14 protein-coding genes are annotated in these 14,226 nt (G+C 68.9%); 7 read left to right on the top strand and 7 right to left on the bottom strand.

Annotated elements, in window-relative coordinates; translation table 11 throughout:
• Window positions 1-58 precede the first annotated feature (58 nt).
• On the top strand, window positions 59-790 hold the full coding sequence (locus HPY32_RS19880) for a glycoside hydrolase family 25 protein (protein WP_067579101.1): 732 nt from the start codon (window positions 59-61) through the stop codon (window positions 788-790).
• 205 nt (window positions 791-995) lie between these two features.
• Here HPY32_RS19880 and HPY32_RS19875 read toward each other — a convergent pair whose 3' ends face one another.
• The 4 genes from HPY32_RS19875 to HPY32_RS19860 all read right to left on the bottom strand — a co-directional run bounded on the left by HPY32_RS19875 (window position 996) and on the right by HPY32_RS19860 (window position 4,796).
• Window positions 996-1,292, bottom strand: coding sequence for a hypothetical protein (locus HPY32_RS19875; RefSeq protein ID WP_067579103.1), 297 nt, complete (start codon window positions 1,290-1,292; stop codon window positions 996-998).
• A 105-nt stretch (window positions 1,293-1,397) separates the two neighbouring features.
• The gene (locus tag HPY32_RS19870; RefSeq protein WP_067579105.1) at window positions 1,398-2,123 is read right to left on the bottom strand and encodes an amino acid ABC transporter ATP-binding protein; all 726 of its coding nucleotides are present in this window, start codon (window positions 2,121-2,123) and stop codon (window positions 1,398-1,400) included.
• Window positions 2,120-3,934 (bottom strand): ABC transporter substrate-binding protein/permease, encoded by a 1,815-nt coding sequence (locus HPY32_RS19865; protein WP_067579107.1) that lies wholly within the window; start codon window positions 3,932-3,934, stop codon window positions 2,120-2,122. The genes HPY32_RS19870 and HPY32_RS19865 overlap by 4 nt, the downstream gene beginning before the upstream one ends.
• A gap of 67 nt (window positions 3,935-4,001) precedes the next feature.
• Complete coding sequence (locus HPY32_RS19860) at window positions 4,002-4,796, bottom strand: LLM class F420-dependent oxidoreductase (protein ID WP_067579109.1); 795 nt, start codon at window positions 4,794-4,796, stop codon at window positions 4,002-4,004.
• Between the two features lie 177 nt (window positions 4,797-4,973).
• Between HPY32_RS19860 and HPY32_RS19855 the strand changes: the two genes are divergently transcribed.
• Window positions 4,974-6,059: an ABC transporter ATP-binding protein gene (locus HPY32_RS19855; protein ID WP_067579111.1), complete on the top strand. Its 1,086-nt coding sequence runs from the start codon at window positions 4,974-4,976 to the stop codon at window positions 6,057-6,059.
• A gap of 226 nt (window positions 6,060-6,285) precedes the next feature.
• On the opposite strand, the gene HPY32_RS19850 is transcribed toward HPY32_RS19855, so the two are convergent.
• Window positions 6,286-6,777 carry a winged helix-turn-helix transcriptional regulator gene (locus tag HPY32_RS19850; RefSeq protein WP_067579113.1) on the bottom strand — a complete coding sequence of 164 codons (492 nt, stop codon included), beginning with the start codon at window positions 6,775-6,777 and terminating at the stop codon, window positions 6,286-6,288.
• Window positions 6,778-6,884: 107 nt separating this feature from the next.
• Here HPY32_RS19850 and HPY32_RS19845 point away from each other — a divergent pair, with 107 nt between their 5' ends.
• Window positions 6,885-8,054: a thiolase family protein gene (locus HPY32_RS19845; RefSeq protein ID WP_067579115.1), complete on the top strand. Its 1,170-nt coding sequence runs from the start codon at window positions 6,885-6,887 to the stop codon at window positions 8,052-8,054.
• A 21-nt stretch (window positions 8,055-8,075) separates the two neighbouring features.
• Complete coding sequence (locus HPY32_RS19840; protein WP_171982940.1) at window positions 8,076-9,050, top strand: o-succinylbenzoate synthase; 975 nt, start codon at window positions 8,076-8,078, stop codon at window positions 9,048-9,050.
• Window positions 9,051-9,498: 448 nt separating this feature from the next.
• Here the strand turns inward: HPY32_RS19840 and HPY32_RS19835 are convergent, their stop codons facing one another.
• Together HPY32_RS19835 and HPY32_RS19830 are read right to left on the bottom strand one after the other, a co-directional pair.
• A complete protein-coding gene (locus tag HPY32_RS19835) occupies window positions 9,499-10,020 on the bottom strand; it encodes a TIGR04338 family metallohydrolase (protein WP_067579117.1) in 522 nt (173 codons plus the stop codon).
• Window positions 10,017-10,859, bottom strand: a complete 843-nt coding sequence (locus HPY32_RS19830; RefSeq protein WP_228787012.1) for a DUF2786 domain-containing protein — start codon at window positions 10,857-10,859, stop codon at window positions 10,017-10,019. Before HPY32_RS19830 ends, HPY32_RS19835 begins: the two co-directional genes overlap by 4 nt.
• A 115-nt stretch (window positions 10,860-10,974) precedes the next feature.
• Between HPY32_RS19830 and HPY32_RS19825 the strand changes: the two genes are divergently transcribed.
• The 3 genes from HPY32_RS19825 to HPY32_RS19815 are packed head-to-tail and all read left to right on the top strand — an operon-like array spanning window position 10,975 to window position 14,143.
• Window positions 10,975-12,279 carry an ABC transporter substrate-binding protein gene (locus tag HPY32_RS19825; protein ID WP_067579119.1) on the top strand — a complete coding sequence of 435 codons (1,305 nt, stop codon included), beginning with the start codon at window positions 10,975-10,977 and terminating at the stop codon, window positions 12,277-12,279.
• A 50-nt stretch (window positions 12,280-12,329) separates the two neighbouring features.
• Entirely contained in the window at window positions 12,330-13,310 is a 981-nt protein-coding gene (locus HPY32_RS19820; RefSeq protein ID WP_067579121.1) for a carbohydrate ABC transporter permease, read from the top strand.
• The gene (locus HPY32_RS19815; protein ID WP_171982939.1) at window positions 13,310-14,143 is read left to right on the top strand and encodes a carbohydrate ABC transporter permease; all 834 of its coding nucleotides are present in this window, start codon (window positions 13,310-13,312) and stop codon (window positions 14,141-14,143) included. The genes HPY32_RS19820 and HPY32_RS19815 overlap by 1 nt, the downstream gene beginning before the upstream one ends.
• Window positions 14,144-14,226: the final 83 nt, after the last annotated feature.

Here is a 14,226-nt window from a genome sequence, read left to right as displayed (position 1 = left end):
GCATATATCACACGAATGACTCTGGTCACAGCAGCCTCTGCTGTTTACCCTCATAACCATGTACCGACGTCTCTTGGCTAGGCCCGAAGTTCGTCGCGCGCGCTTATTTCTGCCCGTTGTCGCGGCGGCTGGCATCCTCTCCGCAACCGGTACGGCGGTTGCCGTACCAACCGGTCCGGACGTGTCGTCCTGGCAACATATCGACGGCCGATTGATCAACTGGTTCGAGGTCCGCGCGTCCGGCAACAACTTCGCGATGCTCAAGGCGACCGAGGGCCTGAACTACGTGAATCCCTATTTCGTGCCGGACAGCCTGCTCATGCGGGCGGCCTGGGTGGCCCGCGGCACGTACCACTACGCCCACCCCGAGCTGCCGCCGGAGCCGCAGGCCGCGCTGTACGCGGCGGTCGTGCTGGGCCAGAACGGGCCGCTGGACCTGCCGCCGGTCCTGGATCTGGAGAATTCGGGCGGCCTGCCCCCGGCGGCCCTGATCGACTGGACCCATCGCTATCTGAACACCGTGCAGGCGCTGACGGGCCGGGTGCCGATCGTCTACACCTATCCGCGGTTCTGGCAGACGGCCATGGCCGACACCCACGATTTCGCCACCTACCCGCTGTGGATCGCCGACTACCGCGGCAACCCCCAGCCCGAGGTACCGGGCGGCTGGCCCACCTGGACGTTCTGGCAGACCACCGATTCCGGCCAGGTCCCGGGCATCGCCGGAAACACCGACGTCAATGTGTACAGCGGGGCACAGGGGGATTTCGGGCGGTTCGCGAATATGTGAGTTCCCGGCCAAAAGCATGCCGGGAACTTAGGAACCGCAGGCCGGGAACATGGGAACCGCAGGCCGGGAACATAGGAACCGCACGCCGGGAACACAGGAACCGCACGCCGGGAACACAGGAACCGCACGCCGGGAACGTAGAAGGCCCACGTCTGCCCTTGTGATCCCGGCGCGCTTCTGGCCGGGATCACAAGGGCCACCCTTGTCAGTGCTCGTCGTAGTGGCCGTTGTGGGCGGCGTGGCGGTGGCCGTCGTGGATGTAGTCGACGTGGTCGCCGTGCGGGACGGCCACGTGGCCGCAGCCCTCGCCGTGAACGTGGTCGTGGGCGCCGTGCTCGGTGTGATCGGACGGTTCGCACTCGCAGAAGTGGCCGTCGTGCTCGCGGTGCAGGTGCCCGTCGTGTACGTAGTCCACGTGACCGTCGTGCGGGACCGCGACGTGCCCGCAGCCCTCGCCGTGAACGTGGGTGTGGCCAGCGTGCTCGACATGTGCCGTTGTCATCGAACTTCCCCTCTTTCCAAACCGATGGATGAATTGAAGCCGTGATCAACAACACATTAACAGGTGCGCATCAATGAACTCCGCCCCGGGTGCGCGGCCCCCTGCTCACAACACCTGGGACAGGAACTGGCGCAGGCGGGAAGTCTGCGGGTTGTCGAAAACCTGGTCCGGCGCGCCGGATTCGACGATCTGCCCGTGGTCCATGAACACCACGCTGTCGGATACCGAACGGGCGAAACCCATCTCGTGGGTGACCACGATCATGGTCATGCCGCCCGCGGCCAGGTCGGCCATCAGCGCCAGCACGCCCTTCACCAGCTCCGGGTCCAGCGCGGAGGTGGCCTCGTCGAACAGCATCAGCTCGGGCTTCATGGCCAGCGCCCGGGCGATCGCCACGCGCTGCTGCTGGCCGCCGGACAGATTGGCCGGGCGCGCGTCGGCCCGCCCCGCCAGCCCCACGGTCTCGAGCTGTTCGATCGCCACCGCGCGGGCGGCCTCCCGGGACAGGCCACCCAGCTTGCGCGGCCCCAGCGCCACATTCTCCGCGACGGTCATGTGCGGGAACAGGTTGAAGTGCTGGAACACCATGCCGATGCGCTGGCGCAGCCGGTCCGGGTCCTCGGTCAGCACCGAGGCGCCGTCGAGCAGCACATCGCCGGAATCGGGTTCGTGCAGGCGATTCAGCACCCGCAGCAGGGTGGACTTGCCCGAGCCGGACGGCCCGATGACGGTGGTGGTCTTCCCGGCGTCCACGTGGATGTCGACGCCGCGCAGCACCCGGTTGCGGCCCAGGGTGAGATGCAGACCGGTACCGGTGAGAGATGCGCTCACGCTCCGCGTCCTTCCGTGATGACGGCCTGTTCGACCGGGTCGAGCGCCTCCTCCGCGCGGCCGGTCCGCAACCGGCGGTCGATGTAGTTCACCAGGTGGGTGAGCGGAATCGTCAGCAGCAGGTAGACCAGGCCCGCCGCGACCAGCGGGGACAGGTTGCCGGTCTGCGCGTTGAGGTCGCGGCCGACGGCGAACAGTTCGCGCTGCGAGGCGAGCAGACCCAGGAAGTAGATCAGCGAGGAGTCCTTGATCAGCGCGATGAACTGATTCATCAGGGCGGGCAGCACCCGGCGCACGCCCTGCGGGATCACCACCAGCGTCATCGCCTGCCGATAGCCGAAGCCGATGGCGCGCGCCGCCTCCAGCTGCCCGGCCTCCACCGACTGGATGCCGGAGCGGAAGATCTCCCCGATATAGGCGGCGGCCAGCAGCGCCAGCGCCACCGCACCGAGCCAGTACGGGTTGTTGCCGGTGATGTTCTTGACCACCGGACCGACGCCGAGACCGATCAGCAGGATGATCACCACCGCGGGCAGACCGCGGAAGATATCGGTGTAAACCCTTGCGGGCCACCGCAACCAGCGGGTCCGCGAGATCCCGGCCACGGCCAGCAGCATGCCGACCAGGGTGCCGATCACACCCGAAACCAGCGCCAGGACAAGGGTATTCGGCAATCCGGTGGTGAACAGATCGGGAATCGCCTTGCGGTACAGCGACCAGTCGAAGAAGGTGTCCTTCAATTGCGCCAGGGTGGATTTCGGCGCGGCCTGCGCGGTGCTCGCCTCGCGCTGATGCTCGGCCGCGATGGCCGCGAAGTCCGGCAGCTGCGGCGTCGGCGCGGCCTTCGAGCCCGGCTTCCAGCTCGGCGGGAACGGCCGCGGCTCCCAGTCGGTGTAGAGCTTGGCGTAGGTGCCGTCGGCGATGACCGCGTCCAGCCCGGCGTTGAGTGCGTCGATCAGCGGCCGATTGCCCTTGCGCACCGCCCAGGCCGTGTAGTTGTCCAGGCTGAAGGTGTTCTCCACGATGGCGGTCGGATCGCCGGGCTTGATCGCGCCGGTGGCCTGCGCCGAGGGCGCCACCCAGGCATCGATCTGCCCCGACTTCAGATTCGCGTAGGCGGTGTTGTAGTCGGGGAACTTCACCGGGTCCAGGTGCAGCGTATTGACCACGTACTCGTCCTGCACGGTGCCCTGCACCACGCCGACCCGCACGCCCGGCCGCAGATCCGAGAAGCCCCTGACGGCGCCGCTGTTGGGCACCACCAGCGAGAAGTAGCCGAAGTCGTAGCCGTTGGTGAAGTCGACCAGCTGCCGCCGGGCGTCGGTGGTGGTGATGCTCGACGAGCCGACGTCGAAGCGGCCGTTGGCCACCTGCGCGAGCAGGCCCGAGAACTCGGTGCCCGAGAACTGCACCTGCAGGCCGAGTTTCGCGCCGATCGCCTTCAGCAGCTCGTTGTCGAAGCCGGTGAAGGCGCCGCGGGAGTTCACGCAGATGCTCGGCGGCGCGTCCGACAGGGTGCCGATGCTGAGCTTGCCCGGAGTGAGCAGGCCCAGCTTCGAGGTGTCGATCGTGTTCAGCGGGACGGTGTTCGCCGTGGTGTAGCGGTCGGTGCCCGCCGAGGCGCCCGAGGCCAGGTTGGTCGGGGCCGCCGCGGCCGCTGCCTCGCCCGGCGGCGCGCACAGGTCGCGGCTTGCCGACGAATTGCTGCTGTCGGAGCCACAGGCCGCCGCGAACAGCAGGGTGACGGCCGACACCACCGCGATCAGCGCACGGGATCCTGATACGGGCAAACGAGCCATAGGCGAAAACATTAGCCGGACACGCTTCCGGTCAGCCGACCACGCCCCGGTGCGACCGAGCTCACAGGCGTCGGCAGGCTCAGGCGATGCCCGCGACCGACTCCGGATTGAACCCGTCGCGCCAGCGGATGGCCTCCTCGACCCCGCTCAGGTCGTAGTCGGGTCCGCCGGTGCCCACCGTGAACAGCGTGGCCCCGGCCGCCACCAGCTCGGCCGCCTGCTCCGCGCCGGGCCAGTCCACCGAGCGCTCGATGCGGGCGGGATCGGTGCCGACGTCCGCGCAGTGGTCCGCCAGGATCTTCGACTTGCGTTCCAGCACATCCACTTTCGCGAAGGTGTGCCAGATGTCGGCGTACTGCGCCACCAGCCGCAGCGTCTTTTTCTCCCCGCCGCCGCCGATCAGGATCGGAATATCGCGCACCGGGCCGGGATTCAGCTTCCGCAGCCGGGCATCGATGCGGGCCAGGTAGTCCTTCAGCAGGTCCAGACGCGTTCCGGCGGTGCCGAAGTCGTAGCCGTACTCGTCGTAGTCGCGCTGGAACCAGCCCGCGCCGATGCCCAGGATGAGGCGGCCGCCGGAGATGTGGTCCACGGTGCGCGCCATATCGGCCAGCAGGTCCGGATTGCGGTAGCCGCCGCCGGTGACCAGCGCGCCCAGCTCGACGCGCTCGGTCTGCTCGGCGACCGCGGCGAGCATGGTCCAGCACTCGAAGTGCGCGCCGTCGGGATCGCCGTACAGCGGAAAGAAGTGATCCCAGTTGAACACCACATCGACGCCGGCGTCCTCCGCGCGGCGCACCGCATCACGAATCAGCCCGTAGTTCGGGGCGTGCTGGGGCTGTAGTTGGACTCCGACGCGAACCGGTCGACTCATGGGCTCCTCCTCAGCTCGTTGCCGAGACTACCTGTCCGATACCGGACGCGCCCTTTCCGGCACAACCGCCCCGAATCCGGACAGCAGACCAGTAGGATTCGAGCCTGCGGCCCGCGCCGCAGGACCCTCTACTCGGATCGTCCGGCACGTTCCTGCCGGTGAAGGGATGAATTCATCATGGCCACGGTCACTTTCGACCGCGCGACCCGGTTGTACCCGGGCGCTCCCAAACCCGCCGTCGACGAACTGAACCTGGAGATCGCCGACGGCGAATTCCTGGTCCTGGTCGGCCCGTCCGGCTGCGGCAAGTCCACCTCGCTGCGCATGCTCGCCGGGCTGGAGGACGTCGACGGCGGCCGCATCCTCATCGGCGACCGGGACGTCACCAACGCCGAGCCCAAGCAGCGCGACATCGCGATGGTGTTCCAGAACTACGCCCTCTACCCGCACATGACCGTCGCGGAGAACATGGGCTTCGCGCTGAAGATGGCCAAGGTGCCCAAGGCGGAGAAGGAGCAGCGGGTCCGCGAGGCGGCCAAACTGCTGGACCTCGAACAGTATCTGGATCGCAAGCCGAAGGCGCTGTCCGGCGGTCAGCGCCAGCGCGTGGCCATGGGCCGGGCGATCGTGCGGCAGCCGCAGGTGTTCCTGATGGACGAGCCGCTGTCGAACCTGGACGCCAAGCTGCGGGTGCAGACCCGCACCCAGATCGCGCAGTTGCAGCGCCGGCTGGGCACCACCACGGTGTACGTCACCCACGATCAGGTGGAGGCGATGACCATGGGGGACCGGGTGGCGGTGCTCAAGGACGGGCTGCTGCAGCAGTGCGCGGCCCCGCGCGACCTGTACCGCGATCCGGCGAATCTGTTCGTCGCCGGGTTCATGGGTTCGCCCGCGATGAATCTGTTCACGCTCCCGCTGACCGACGGTTCGGTGCGCCTCGGCGGCCACACGCTGCCGGTGCCGCGCACGGTGGCCGACGCCGCGAACGGCTCGGTGGTGGTGGGCATCCGGCCCGAACACTTCGAGATCGCCGGGCCGGGCGAGGGGATCACGATGGAGGTGGACGTGGTCGAGGAGCTCGGCTCGGACGCCTACATCTACGGCCGCACCGCCGGTGAGAACGGTTCGGGCGCAGGCGAATCCATCGTCGCCCGGGCCGACTGGCGCAAGCCGCCCGCCAAGGGCGACCGCCTCTCGCTGGCCGCCACCGAGGAGCACATCTACTTCTTCGCCCCCGCGGACGGCAAGCGCCTCAACTGATTTCGGCCCACCAAGGTCCCAGCATCTCGCCCACCAAAGGTCCCAGCATCTCGCCCACCAAAGGTCCCGGCGTCCCGCCCACCAAAGGTCCCGGCGTCCCGCCCACCAAAGGTCCCGGCGTCCCGCCCACCAAAGGTCCCGGCGTGCTTTTGGCCGGGACCTCGCGAGATTCCGGCCAAAAGCACGCCGGAATCACAAAGACGGAGAAGACCGCGCGGCGGCCCGATCAGCGCTTCGCCCGCCGCCACTTCTCGTTCACCCGCACGCGCATGCCCTCCAGCCCGACCTCACTTCCCGAAGCGCTGCGAAGTTCCACGTGCACGGGCTCACCCGTCGCGTCCTCCACGCGTTCCAGCGGCGGCACCCCGCCCTGAAGGTATTTGTCCCCCCACTGCCACAGGCCGACCACGACCGGTAGCAGGTCGCGGCCCATCTCGGTGAGCACGTATTCGTGCCGGGTGCGCTTGCCCTCCTCCCGGTAGGGCCGCTTGGCCAGCAGGCCCGCGGCGGTGAGCTTGCGCAGCGCGGCGGCCGCGGCGGCGTCGGTGATGCCGATCCGCGCGGCGAACCCGTCGAACCGGGTGGTGCCGTACATGGCCTCGCGCAGAATGAGAATCGCCGAGCGGGTGCCGACGATGTCGAGCGCCTTCACGATCGAGCAGCCGTCCGGTTTCCAGGCGGTCAGGTCACGGAGCGTTCCCTCCAGCACAGCGGACATGACGACAATCATAGCAACTCTGACTTGTGGCAACTATTGCCAGGATCTACTCTGACTATAGATAGGTTGAGTTAGCCGCAACGAGGCAGCGCGGGGAAGGAATCGCCATGAGAGACGCGGTAATCGTCGAGGCCGTGCGCACCCCGATCGGCAAGGGCAGGCCCACCGGCGCCCTGCACGGCGTGCACCCGGTGGATCTGCTCGCGCACAGCCTGCGCGAGGTGGTGACGCGCAGTGGGATCGATCCGGAGCTGATCGACGATGTCATCGGCGGCGTGGTCACCCAGGTCGGCGAGCAGGGCGCGAACGTGACCCGGCGGGCCGCGCTGGCCGCCGGATATCCCGAGTCGGTCCCGGCCACCACGGTCGACCGGCAGTGCGGCAGCAGCCAGCAGGCCATCCACTTCGCGGCGCAGGGCGTCATCGCCGGGGCCTACGACGTGGTGGTCGCGGCCGGACTGGAGTCCATGGGACGAGTTCCCATGGGCGCCAACCTGATCGGCGCGACCGACCTCGAGGGCGTCGCATTCGCCGAGCGGTATCCGGAAGGTCTTGTGCCGCAGGGCATCAGCGCCGAGCTGATCGCCGCCCGCTGGAATATCGGCCGGACCGCGATGGACGAGTTCGCGCTCGCCAGCCACGAGAAGGCCGCCGCCGCAACGAAAAACGGCGCCTTCGACAGCCAGCTGGCGCCGATCGCGGGGCTGACCGCCGACGAGGGCATCCGGGTCGGCAGCACGCTGGAGCTGCTGAGCGGGTTGCGCCCGGCGTACTACTCCGACGAGTACGCGGCGCGCTTCCCGGAGATCGGCTGGAATGTGACCGCCGCCAACGCGAGTCAGATCAACGACGGCAGCGCCGCCGTGCTGATCACCACCAGCGAGATGGCCGCGCGGCTGGGGCTGCGCCCGCTGGCGCGGGTGCACAGCTTCGCGGTGGCGGGCGACGATCCGCTGCTCATGCTGACCGCGGTGATCCCGGCGACGCGAAAGGTGTTGCGGCGGGCCGGATTGACGCTCGACGACATCGACCTGTTCGAGATCAACGAGGCGTTCTCCTCGGTGGTGCTGGCCTGGCAGCACGACACCGGCGCGGACCTGTCCCGGGTCAATGTCGACGGCGGCGCCATCGCGCTCGGTCACCCGCTCGGCGCCTCCGGCGCGCGGCTGGCCACCACCCTGGTGCACGCCCTGCACGAGCGCGGCGGCCGCTTCGGCCTGCAGGCCATGTGCGAGGCCGGTGGGCTGTCCAACGCCACCGTCTACGAACGGCTCTGATCGCGCTCTAGGGTGGGCGGGGTGAGCGATCTGCTGGATCCCGAGTCGGCATTCGTGTACGCGATTCCGCTGCGCACCCGGTTCCGGGGCATCACCGTGCGCGAGGGCGTGCTGGTCGAGGGGCCGCGCGGGTGGGGGGAGTTCTGCCCGTTCCCCGAGTACGACGATCGGGAGGCGGCCGGGTGGCTGGCCACCACCGTCGAGCAGATCGAGGCGGGCTGGCCGGAGCCGGTGCGCGAGCGGATTCCGGTGAACTGCACGGTGCCCGCGGTCGGCCCGGAGCGCGCGCACGCGGTCGTCGCCGCGTCCGGCTGCCACACCGCCAAGGTGAAGGTCGCCGATCACCCGGATTCGCTGGCCGAGGATCTGGAGCGGGTCGCCGCGGTGCGCGACGCGCTGGGGCCCGGCGGGTCGATCCGCGTCGACGCCAACGGGCGCTGGGACGTCGAGACCGCGGTCGCGCACATCCGGCGGATCGACCGCGCCGCGGGCGGGCTGGAATACGTCGAGCAACCCTGTCGCACCATCGAGGAGCTGGCCGCGGTCCGCCGCCGCGTCGACGTCCCGATCGCCGCCGACGAATCCATCCGCCGCGCCGAGGATCCGCTGCGCGTCGCGGTGGCGGGCGCGGCCGATATCGCGGTCCTGAAATGCACCCCCCTGGGCGGGGTGCGCCGCGCCCTCCGCGTCGCCGAGGCCGCCGCCCTCCCGTGCGTGGTCTCCTCCGCCCTGGAAACCAGCGTCGGCCTCGCCGCCCAGCTGGCCCTGGCCGGAGCCCTCCCACACCTCGACTTCGCCTGCGGCCTGGGCACCCTGAACCTCTTCGACGGCGACGTCGTCACCGACTCCCTCCGTCCCGTCGACGGCCACCTCCTCGTCCCCACCACCCCACCCACCCCGAATCCCGAACTGCTCCAACGCTTCCGCCACCCCGCCCCCGAGCGAACCGAGTGGTGGCGCGCCCGTCTGAACCGAGTGCGCCGCCTGCTGAACTGATTCCCGCCAAAAGCATGCGGGAACGACAACCGTCGCCACGCGGGAACGACAACCGACACCACGCGGGGAACAACCACCAACGCCACGCGGAAACGACCACCAACACCACGCGAGAACCACCACCGACACCACGCGAGAACCACCACCGACACCACGCGGGGAACAACCACCAACGCCACGCGGAAACAACCACCAACGCCACGCGAGAACGACCACCAACGCCACGCGGAAACAACCACCGACACCACGCGGAAACAACCACCAACGCCACGCGAGAACGACCACCAACGCCACGCGGAAACAACCACCGACACCACGCGAGAACCACCACCGTCGTCACGCGAGAACCACCACCGACGCCACGCGAGAACCACCACCGTCGCCACGCGGGAACGACGAGGGTCGGCGCGTGAGAACGACCGTCGTTCCCGCGTGCTTTTGGCGGGAATCAGCCGAGCTTGGCCCCGCAGCCGAGCAATGTGGTGCGGAGGACGAGGGCTGCCTCGGGGCCGATGATGCCGTCGACGAGATCGACGTAGCGGGAACAGAATTCGGGGCCGTGCGGGGCCAGGGCGGGGCCGGGGGGCTCGAGGTGGTGGGCCAGTTCGTGGAGGATGACCAATTCCCGTAGGGCCCAGGCGGTCCCGCCGGTGTGGGTGGGGACGGCCAATACGGCGCGGGTGGATTCGTAGTGGGCCGCGGTGGTTCCGGCGCGGGCGCGGACGGTGAGGGCGGCGGTGGCGCGGGGCCAGCGGGCGCGGACCCAGTTCAGGGCCAGGACGCGGTCGGCGTAGGTCTGCACCGAGTCCACCGAGGCGAAGCGGCGCTCGATGGGCAGCGTGATGTGGGAGCCGTGCAGCTCGACCGTGCGCACCCCTACCTCGTCGGCGCGGTCGAACATCCGCCGCACCAGGCCCTCCGCGTCGTACACCCTGGCCCGCTGCGTATCCCGGACACTCACGCGCGTCATCGACTGCCGCCCGGCCCCAGCGAGCCGCGGGCGGCGCCGAGTTCGGGGGCCGAGCCCAGCCGGGCGGTGCGGCCCGCGCGATCACCGGCGCGCCTGGCCGCCGCCGAATATCCGGCCGATTCCTGCGGACCCCGCCACACCCCGCGCGCCTCGGAGGTCCGGCTGTAGAAGTCCTCGAGCTCGAGTTCCTTGTTGCGCAACGCGAGCGCGGTGCCCGGGGCGGCGGCGGGCGCGGCCCGCACCTCCGCCTCGACATCGGCCTTCACCTCGGACAGGCGGCGACCCACCCGGGCCGCGAACGCCATCTGAAAGTTGAGCCGGGCTGTCACCGCTGCGACAGGGGCCTGTATACGCCGCTGCACCTTTCGGCCCCAGCGGTTCTCGACGACCACCTTCTCCACCGTCGCCGACCGGTACTGCCCGGACTTGATGTACTGATCGGAGGCCCGCACCATCTGCACCAGCAGGCTGGCGTACAGCGCCTCGCAGGTGGCGATGTCGGTGTCGAAACCGTACGCGTAGACCTGGGTGGACGAGCGCGCCACATCGCAGCGCACGTCGTTGGCGGCCGCGATGGCCACGAACAGCTGCACATACGTGCGCAATCCGCGCTTGCCCGCCTCGCCGATGGGGATGATCTTCTGCATCGGTATCGGCCGCCGCTCCCGCCCGGCCACGTGGGCGCGCGCCAGGGTCAGATCGATCGACGAACGGGTCGCCAGGCGCTGGGCGGCGGCGAGAAACGCCTCGGCCTCGTGCTCGTTGTCGGTCGACTCGGCCTGCCGCAGCAGCCCGCCGATGCGGGAGAGCAACTTGTCCTGAGTCAGCTGGGTGGACATCGGGCCCCAGAATACGAGAACCAAGCGACACAACCCGACCCGAACAATGTATCTTGCGTTGTGCAACCGGCTTGGTGTGCTGGCGCTCACGCTCGTTTTCGACCCTGGAGTATCGATGGCTTTGAACACGGTGTCGTCACGACGCTCGTTCCTGTTGTCCCGCGCCGCGATGGCGGCTGCCTCGGCCGCGCTGCTGATCGGCGCCTTCACCAGCGCGTGCTCGAGCAGCGGCGGCGGGGAGAGCGCCGCCGGGCAGAACCTCACCGGCCGCGGACCCATCACCTACGTGGAGGGCCAGGACACCAGTGAGACCGGCGCGGTCAAGCAGCTCATCGAGCGCTGGAACACCGCGCATCCGGACGAGAAGGTGACCTTCAAGGAACAGTCCAACGACGCCTCCCAGCAGTACGACGACATGGCCCAGCACATGCGGGCCAAGCAGTCCGACTACGACGTCCTGGCGCTGGACGTGCCGTGGACCGCGGAATTCGCGGCCAAGGGCTGGATCCAGCCGCTGAAGGACTCCTTCGCCATCGACACCTCCACGCTGCTCTCGCCGACCGTGGCCAGCGCCACCTACAAGGGCACCCTGTACGCCGCGCCGCGCAACACCAACGGCGGCCTGCTGTACTACCGCAAGGACCTGGTGCCCAACCCGCCGAAGACCTGGACCGAGATGCTGCAGGACTGCGGCGTCGCGCGCGACCACGGAATCGGCTGCTACGCCGGACAGTTCGCCCCCTACGAGGGCCTGACCGTGAACGCCGCGGAGGTCATCAACGCCTACGGCGGCACCTTCGTCGGCCCGGACGGCAAAACCCCTACCGTCAACAGCCCGCAGGCGCGCGCGGGCCTGCAGGTGCTCGCCGACGCCTACAAGAACGGCGACATCCCCAAGGAGGCCATCTCCTTCAAGGAGCCGGAGAGCCAGAACGCCTTCGCTCAGGGCAAATTGCTGTTCCTACGCACCTGGCCGAACTTCTACGGCGTCGCGAACGCCGACTCCTCCGCCGTGAAGGGCAATTTCGGCGTCGCCCCGCTGCCCGGCAAGGACAGCATCGGCGCCTCGACCCTGGGCGGCTACAACGCCGCCATCAGCGCCTACTCCAAGCACAAGGCCACCGCGCTGGACTTCCTGCGCTTCCTGATCAGTGAGGACGCCCAGCACATCGTCGCCGAGGGCGCGCTGCCGCCGGTGCGGGCCTCGCTGTACGACGACCCGGCACTGATCGCCAAGTTCCCCTACATGCCCGCGCTGAAGGACTCCATCGCCAGCGCCGTGCCGCGCCCGGTCACCCCGTACTACACCGCGGTGTCGAAGGCCATCCAGGACAACGCCTATGCGGCGCTGACCGGCACCAAGTCGGTCGACGCCGCCATCGTCGGCATGCAGAAGGGCATCGAAGCCGCCGGCTCCTGACGGACGGCCACAGTAGCGACCGAGTCAGTCCCGTAGGAGAGAAGAGAACGGTGTCAGATCCCTCGGGAGCGACGCAGGCGGCGTCGACCGCCCCGCACACCAGGCGCGCCCGGCCGTGGCTGTTCGTCGCCCCCGTGCTGCTGGCGTTGGCCGTGGTCATCGGCTATCCGGTGGTGCGGGCGGTGTGGATGTCCTTCCAGAAGGACTCCGGCCTCAACGAGGCCACCGGCATGTTCGAGGAGGGCGGGCCCGCCGGCTTCGGCAATTACACGCACTGGCTGCTGCAGCAGTGCCAATTGCCCGGCGGCGGTATGGAATCCTGCCCGACCGGCAATCTCGGCTCCCAGTTCTGGGCGGCGGTCGCAGTCACGCTGCTGTTCACCGTGGTGACCGTGACGCTGGAGGCCACCATCGGGCTCGGCATGGCGATGGTGATGGGCAAGACCTTCCGCGGGCGGGCGCTGCTGCGCGCGGCGGTGCTGATCCCGTGGGCGATCCCCACCGCGGTCACGGCGCGGCTGTGGGAGTTCATGTTCCAGTACGACGGCGTGGTCAACCGGGTGCTGCACACCCATCTGCTGTGGCAGACCGACCCGATGTGGTCGCGGGTCGCGGTGATCACCGCCGACGTCTGGAAGACCACGCCGTTCATGGCACTGCTGATTCTGGCCGGGCTGCAGGTGATTCCGGGCGACGTGTACGAGGCCGCCCGCGTCGACGGCGCCTCGGCGTGGCAGCGGTTCACCCAGATCACGCTGCCGCTGCTGAAGCCCGCGCTGCTGGTGGCGGTGCTGTTCCGCACCATGGACGCGCTGCGCCTGTACGACCTGCCCGCCATCATGACGCAGGGCAATCCGGCCACCCGGACCATCTCCATCCTGGTGGTCGACCAGGTGCGCCAGGGGGCCAACAGCGCCTCGGCGCTGTCGGTGCTGACCTTCTTCATGATCTTCGCGGTCGCGTTCGTGCTGGTGAAGGTGTTGGGCGCCAATGCCGTGGCGACCCAGGAAGAACAGCGGAAGGCGCACTGATGATTTCCCGACTGAAATCGGCGCGCATCTACCTGGGCGCGCTGATCGTGCTGGTGTGGGGGCTGGGGCCGTTCTACTGGATGGCCGTCACCGCCTTCCGCGACCCGAACTACACCTTCGACAACACCCCGTGGCCCACCCACCTGACGTTCGCGAATTTCCGCAACGCCTTCGACACCAGCCGCGGCAACAACTTCGGCCGGGCGCTGGTGAACAGCGTGATCATCGGCGCGGCCACCACCGCCATCGCGCTGCTGATCGGCATGCTGGCCGGATACGCGCTGGCGCGCCTGGCCTTTCGCGGCAAGCGGCTGGTGGCCGGGCTGATCCTGAGCGCCTCGATGTTCCCGGTGGTGGTGCTGGTGACGCCGCTGTTCCAGCTGTTCACCGATATCGGCTGGATCGGGCACTACCAGGCGATGATCATCCCGAACATCTCCTTCGTGCTGCCGATGACCGTGTACGTGCTGTCCTCGTTCTTCTCCGAGCTGCCGTGGGAGCTGGAGGAGGCCGCCCGCATCGACGGCGCGAGCCGGTTGCAGGCGTTCCGGCTGGTGATGCTGCCGCTGGCCGCCCCGGCCGTATTCACCACCGCCATCCTGGCCTTCATCGCCGCGGTGAACGAATACCTGCTGGCCCGGCTGCTGTCCGCGGACGCCACCGAACCGGTGACGGTCGCGATCGCCCGCTTCGTCGGCAACGACCCGCTGGTGGAGCCGTACGCGGCGATCATGGCCGCGGGCACCATCGTGACGGTGCCGCTGGTCGTCATGGTGCTGATCTTCCAGCGCCGGATCATCTCGGGCCTGACCGCGGGCGGCGTGAAGAGCTAGCGGCTCGGCGGGTTTTGTTACGATGCCTCACCGCGACGCGGTGGGGCATCGGGCGTCGTAATCTGGATTCAGTTGTGCGGTAG

It is taken from the genome of Nocardia terpenica (assembly GCF_013186535.1).
Classification (GTDB): Bacteria; Actinomycetota; Actinomycetes; order Mycobacteriales; family Mycobacteriaceae; genus Nocardia; species Nocardia terpenica.
Note: the sequence above shows the minus strand (reverse complement) of the source record. Positions and strands in the feature narration are given on the sequence as shown.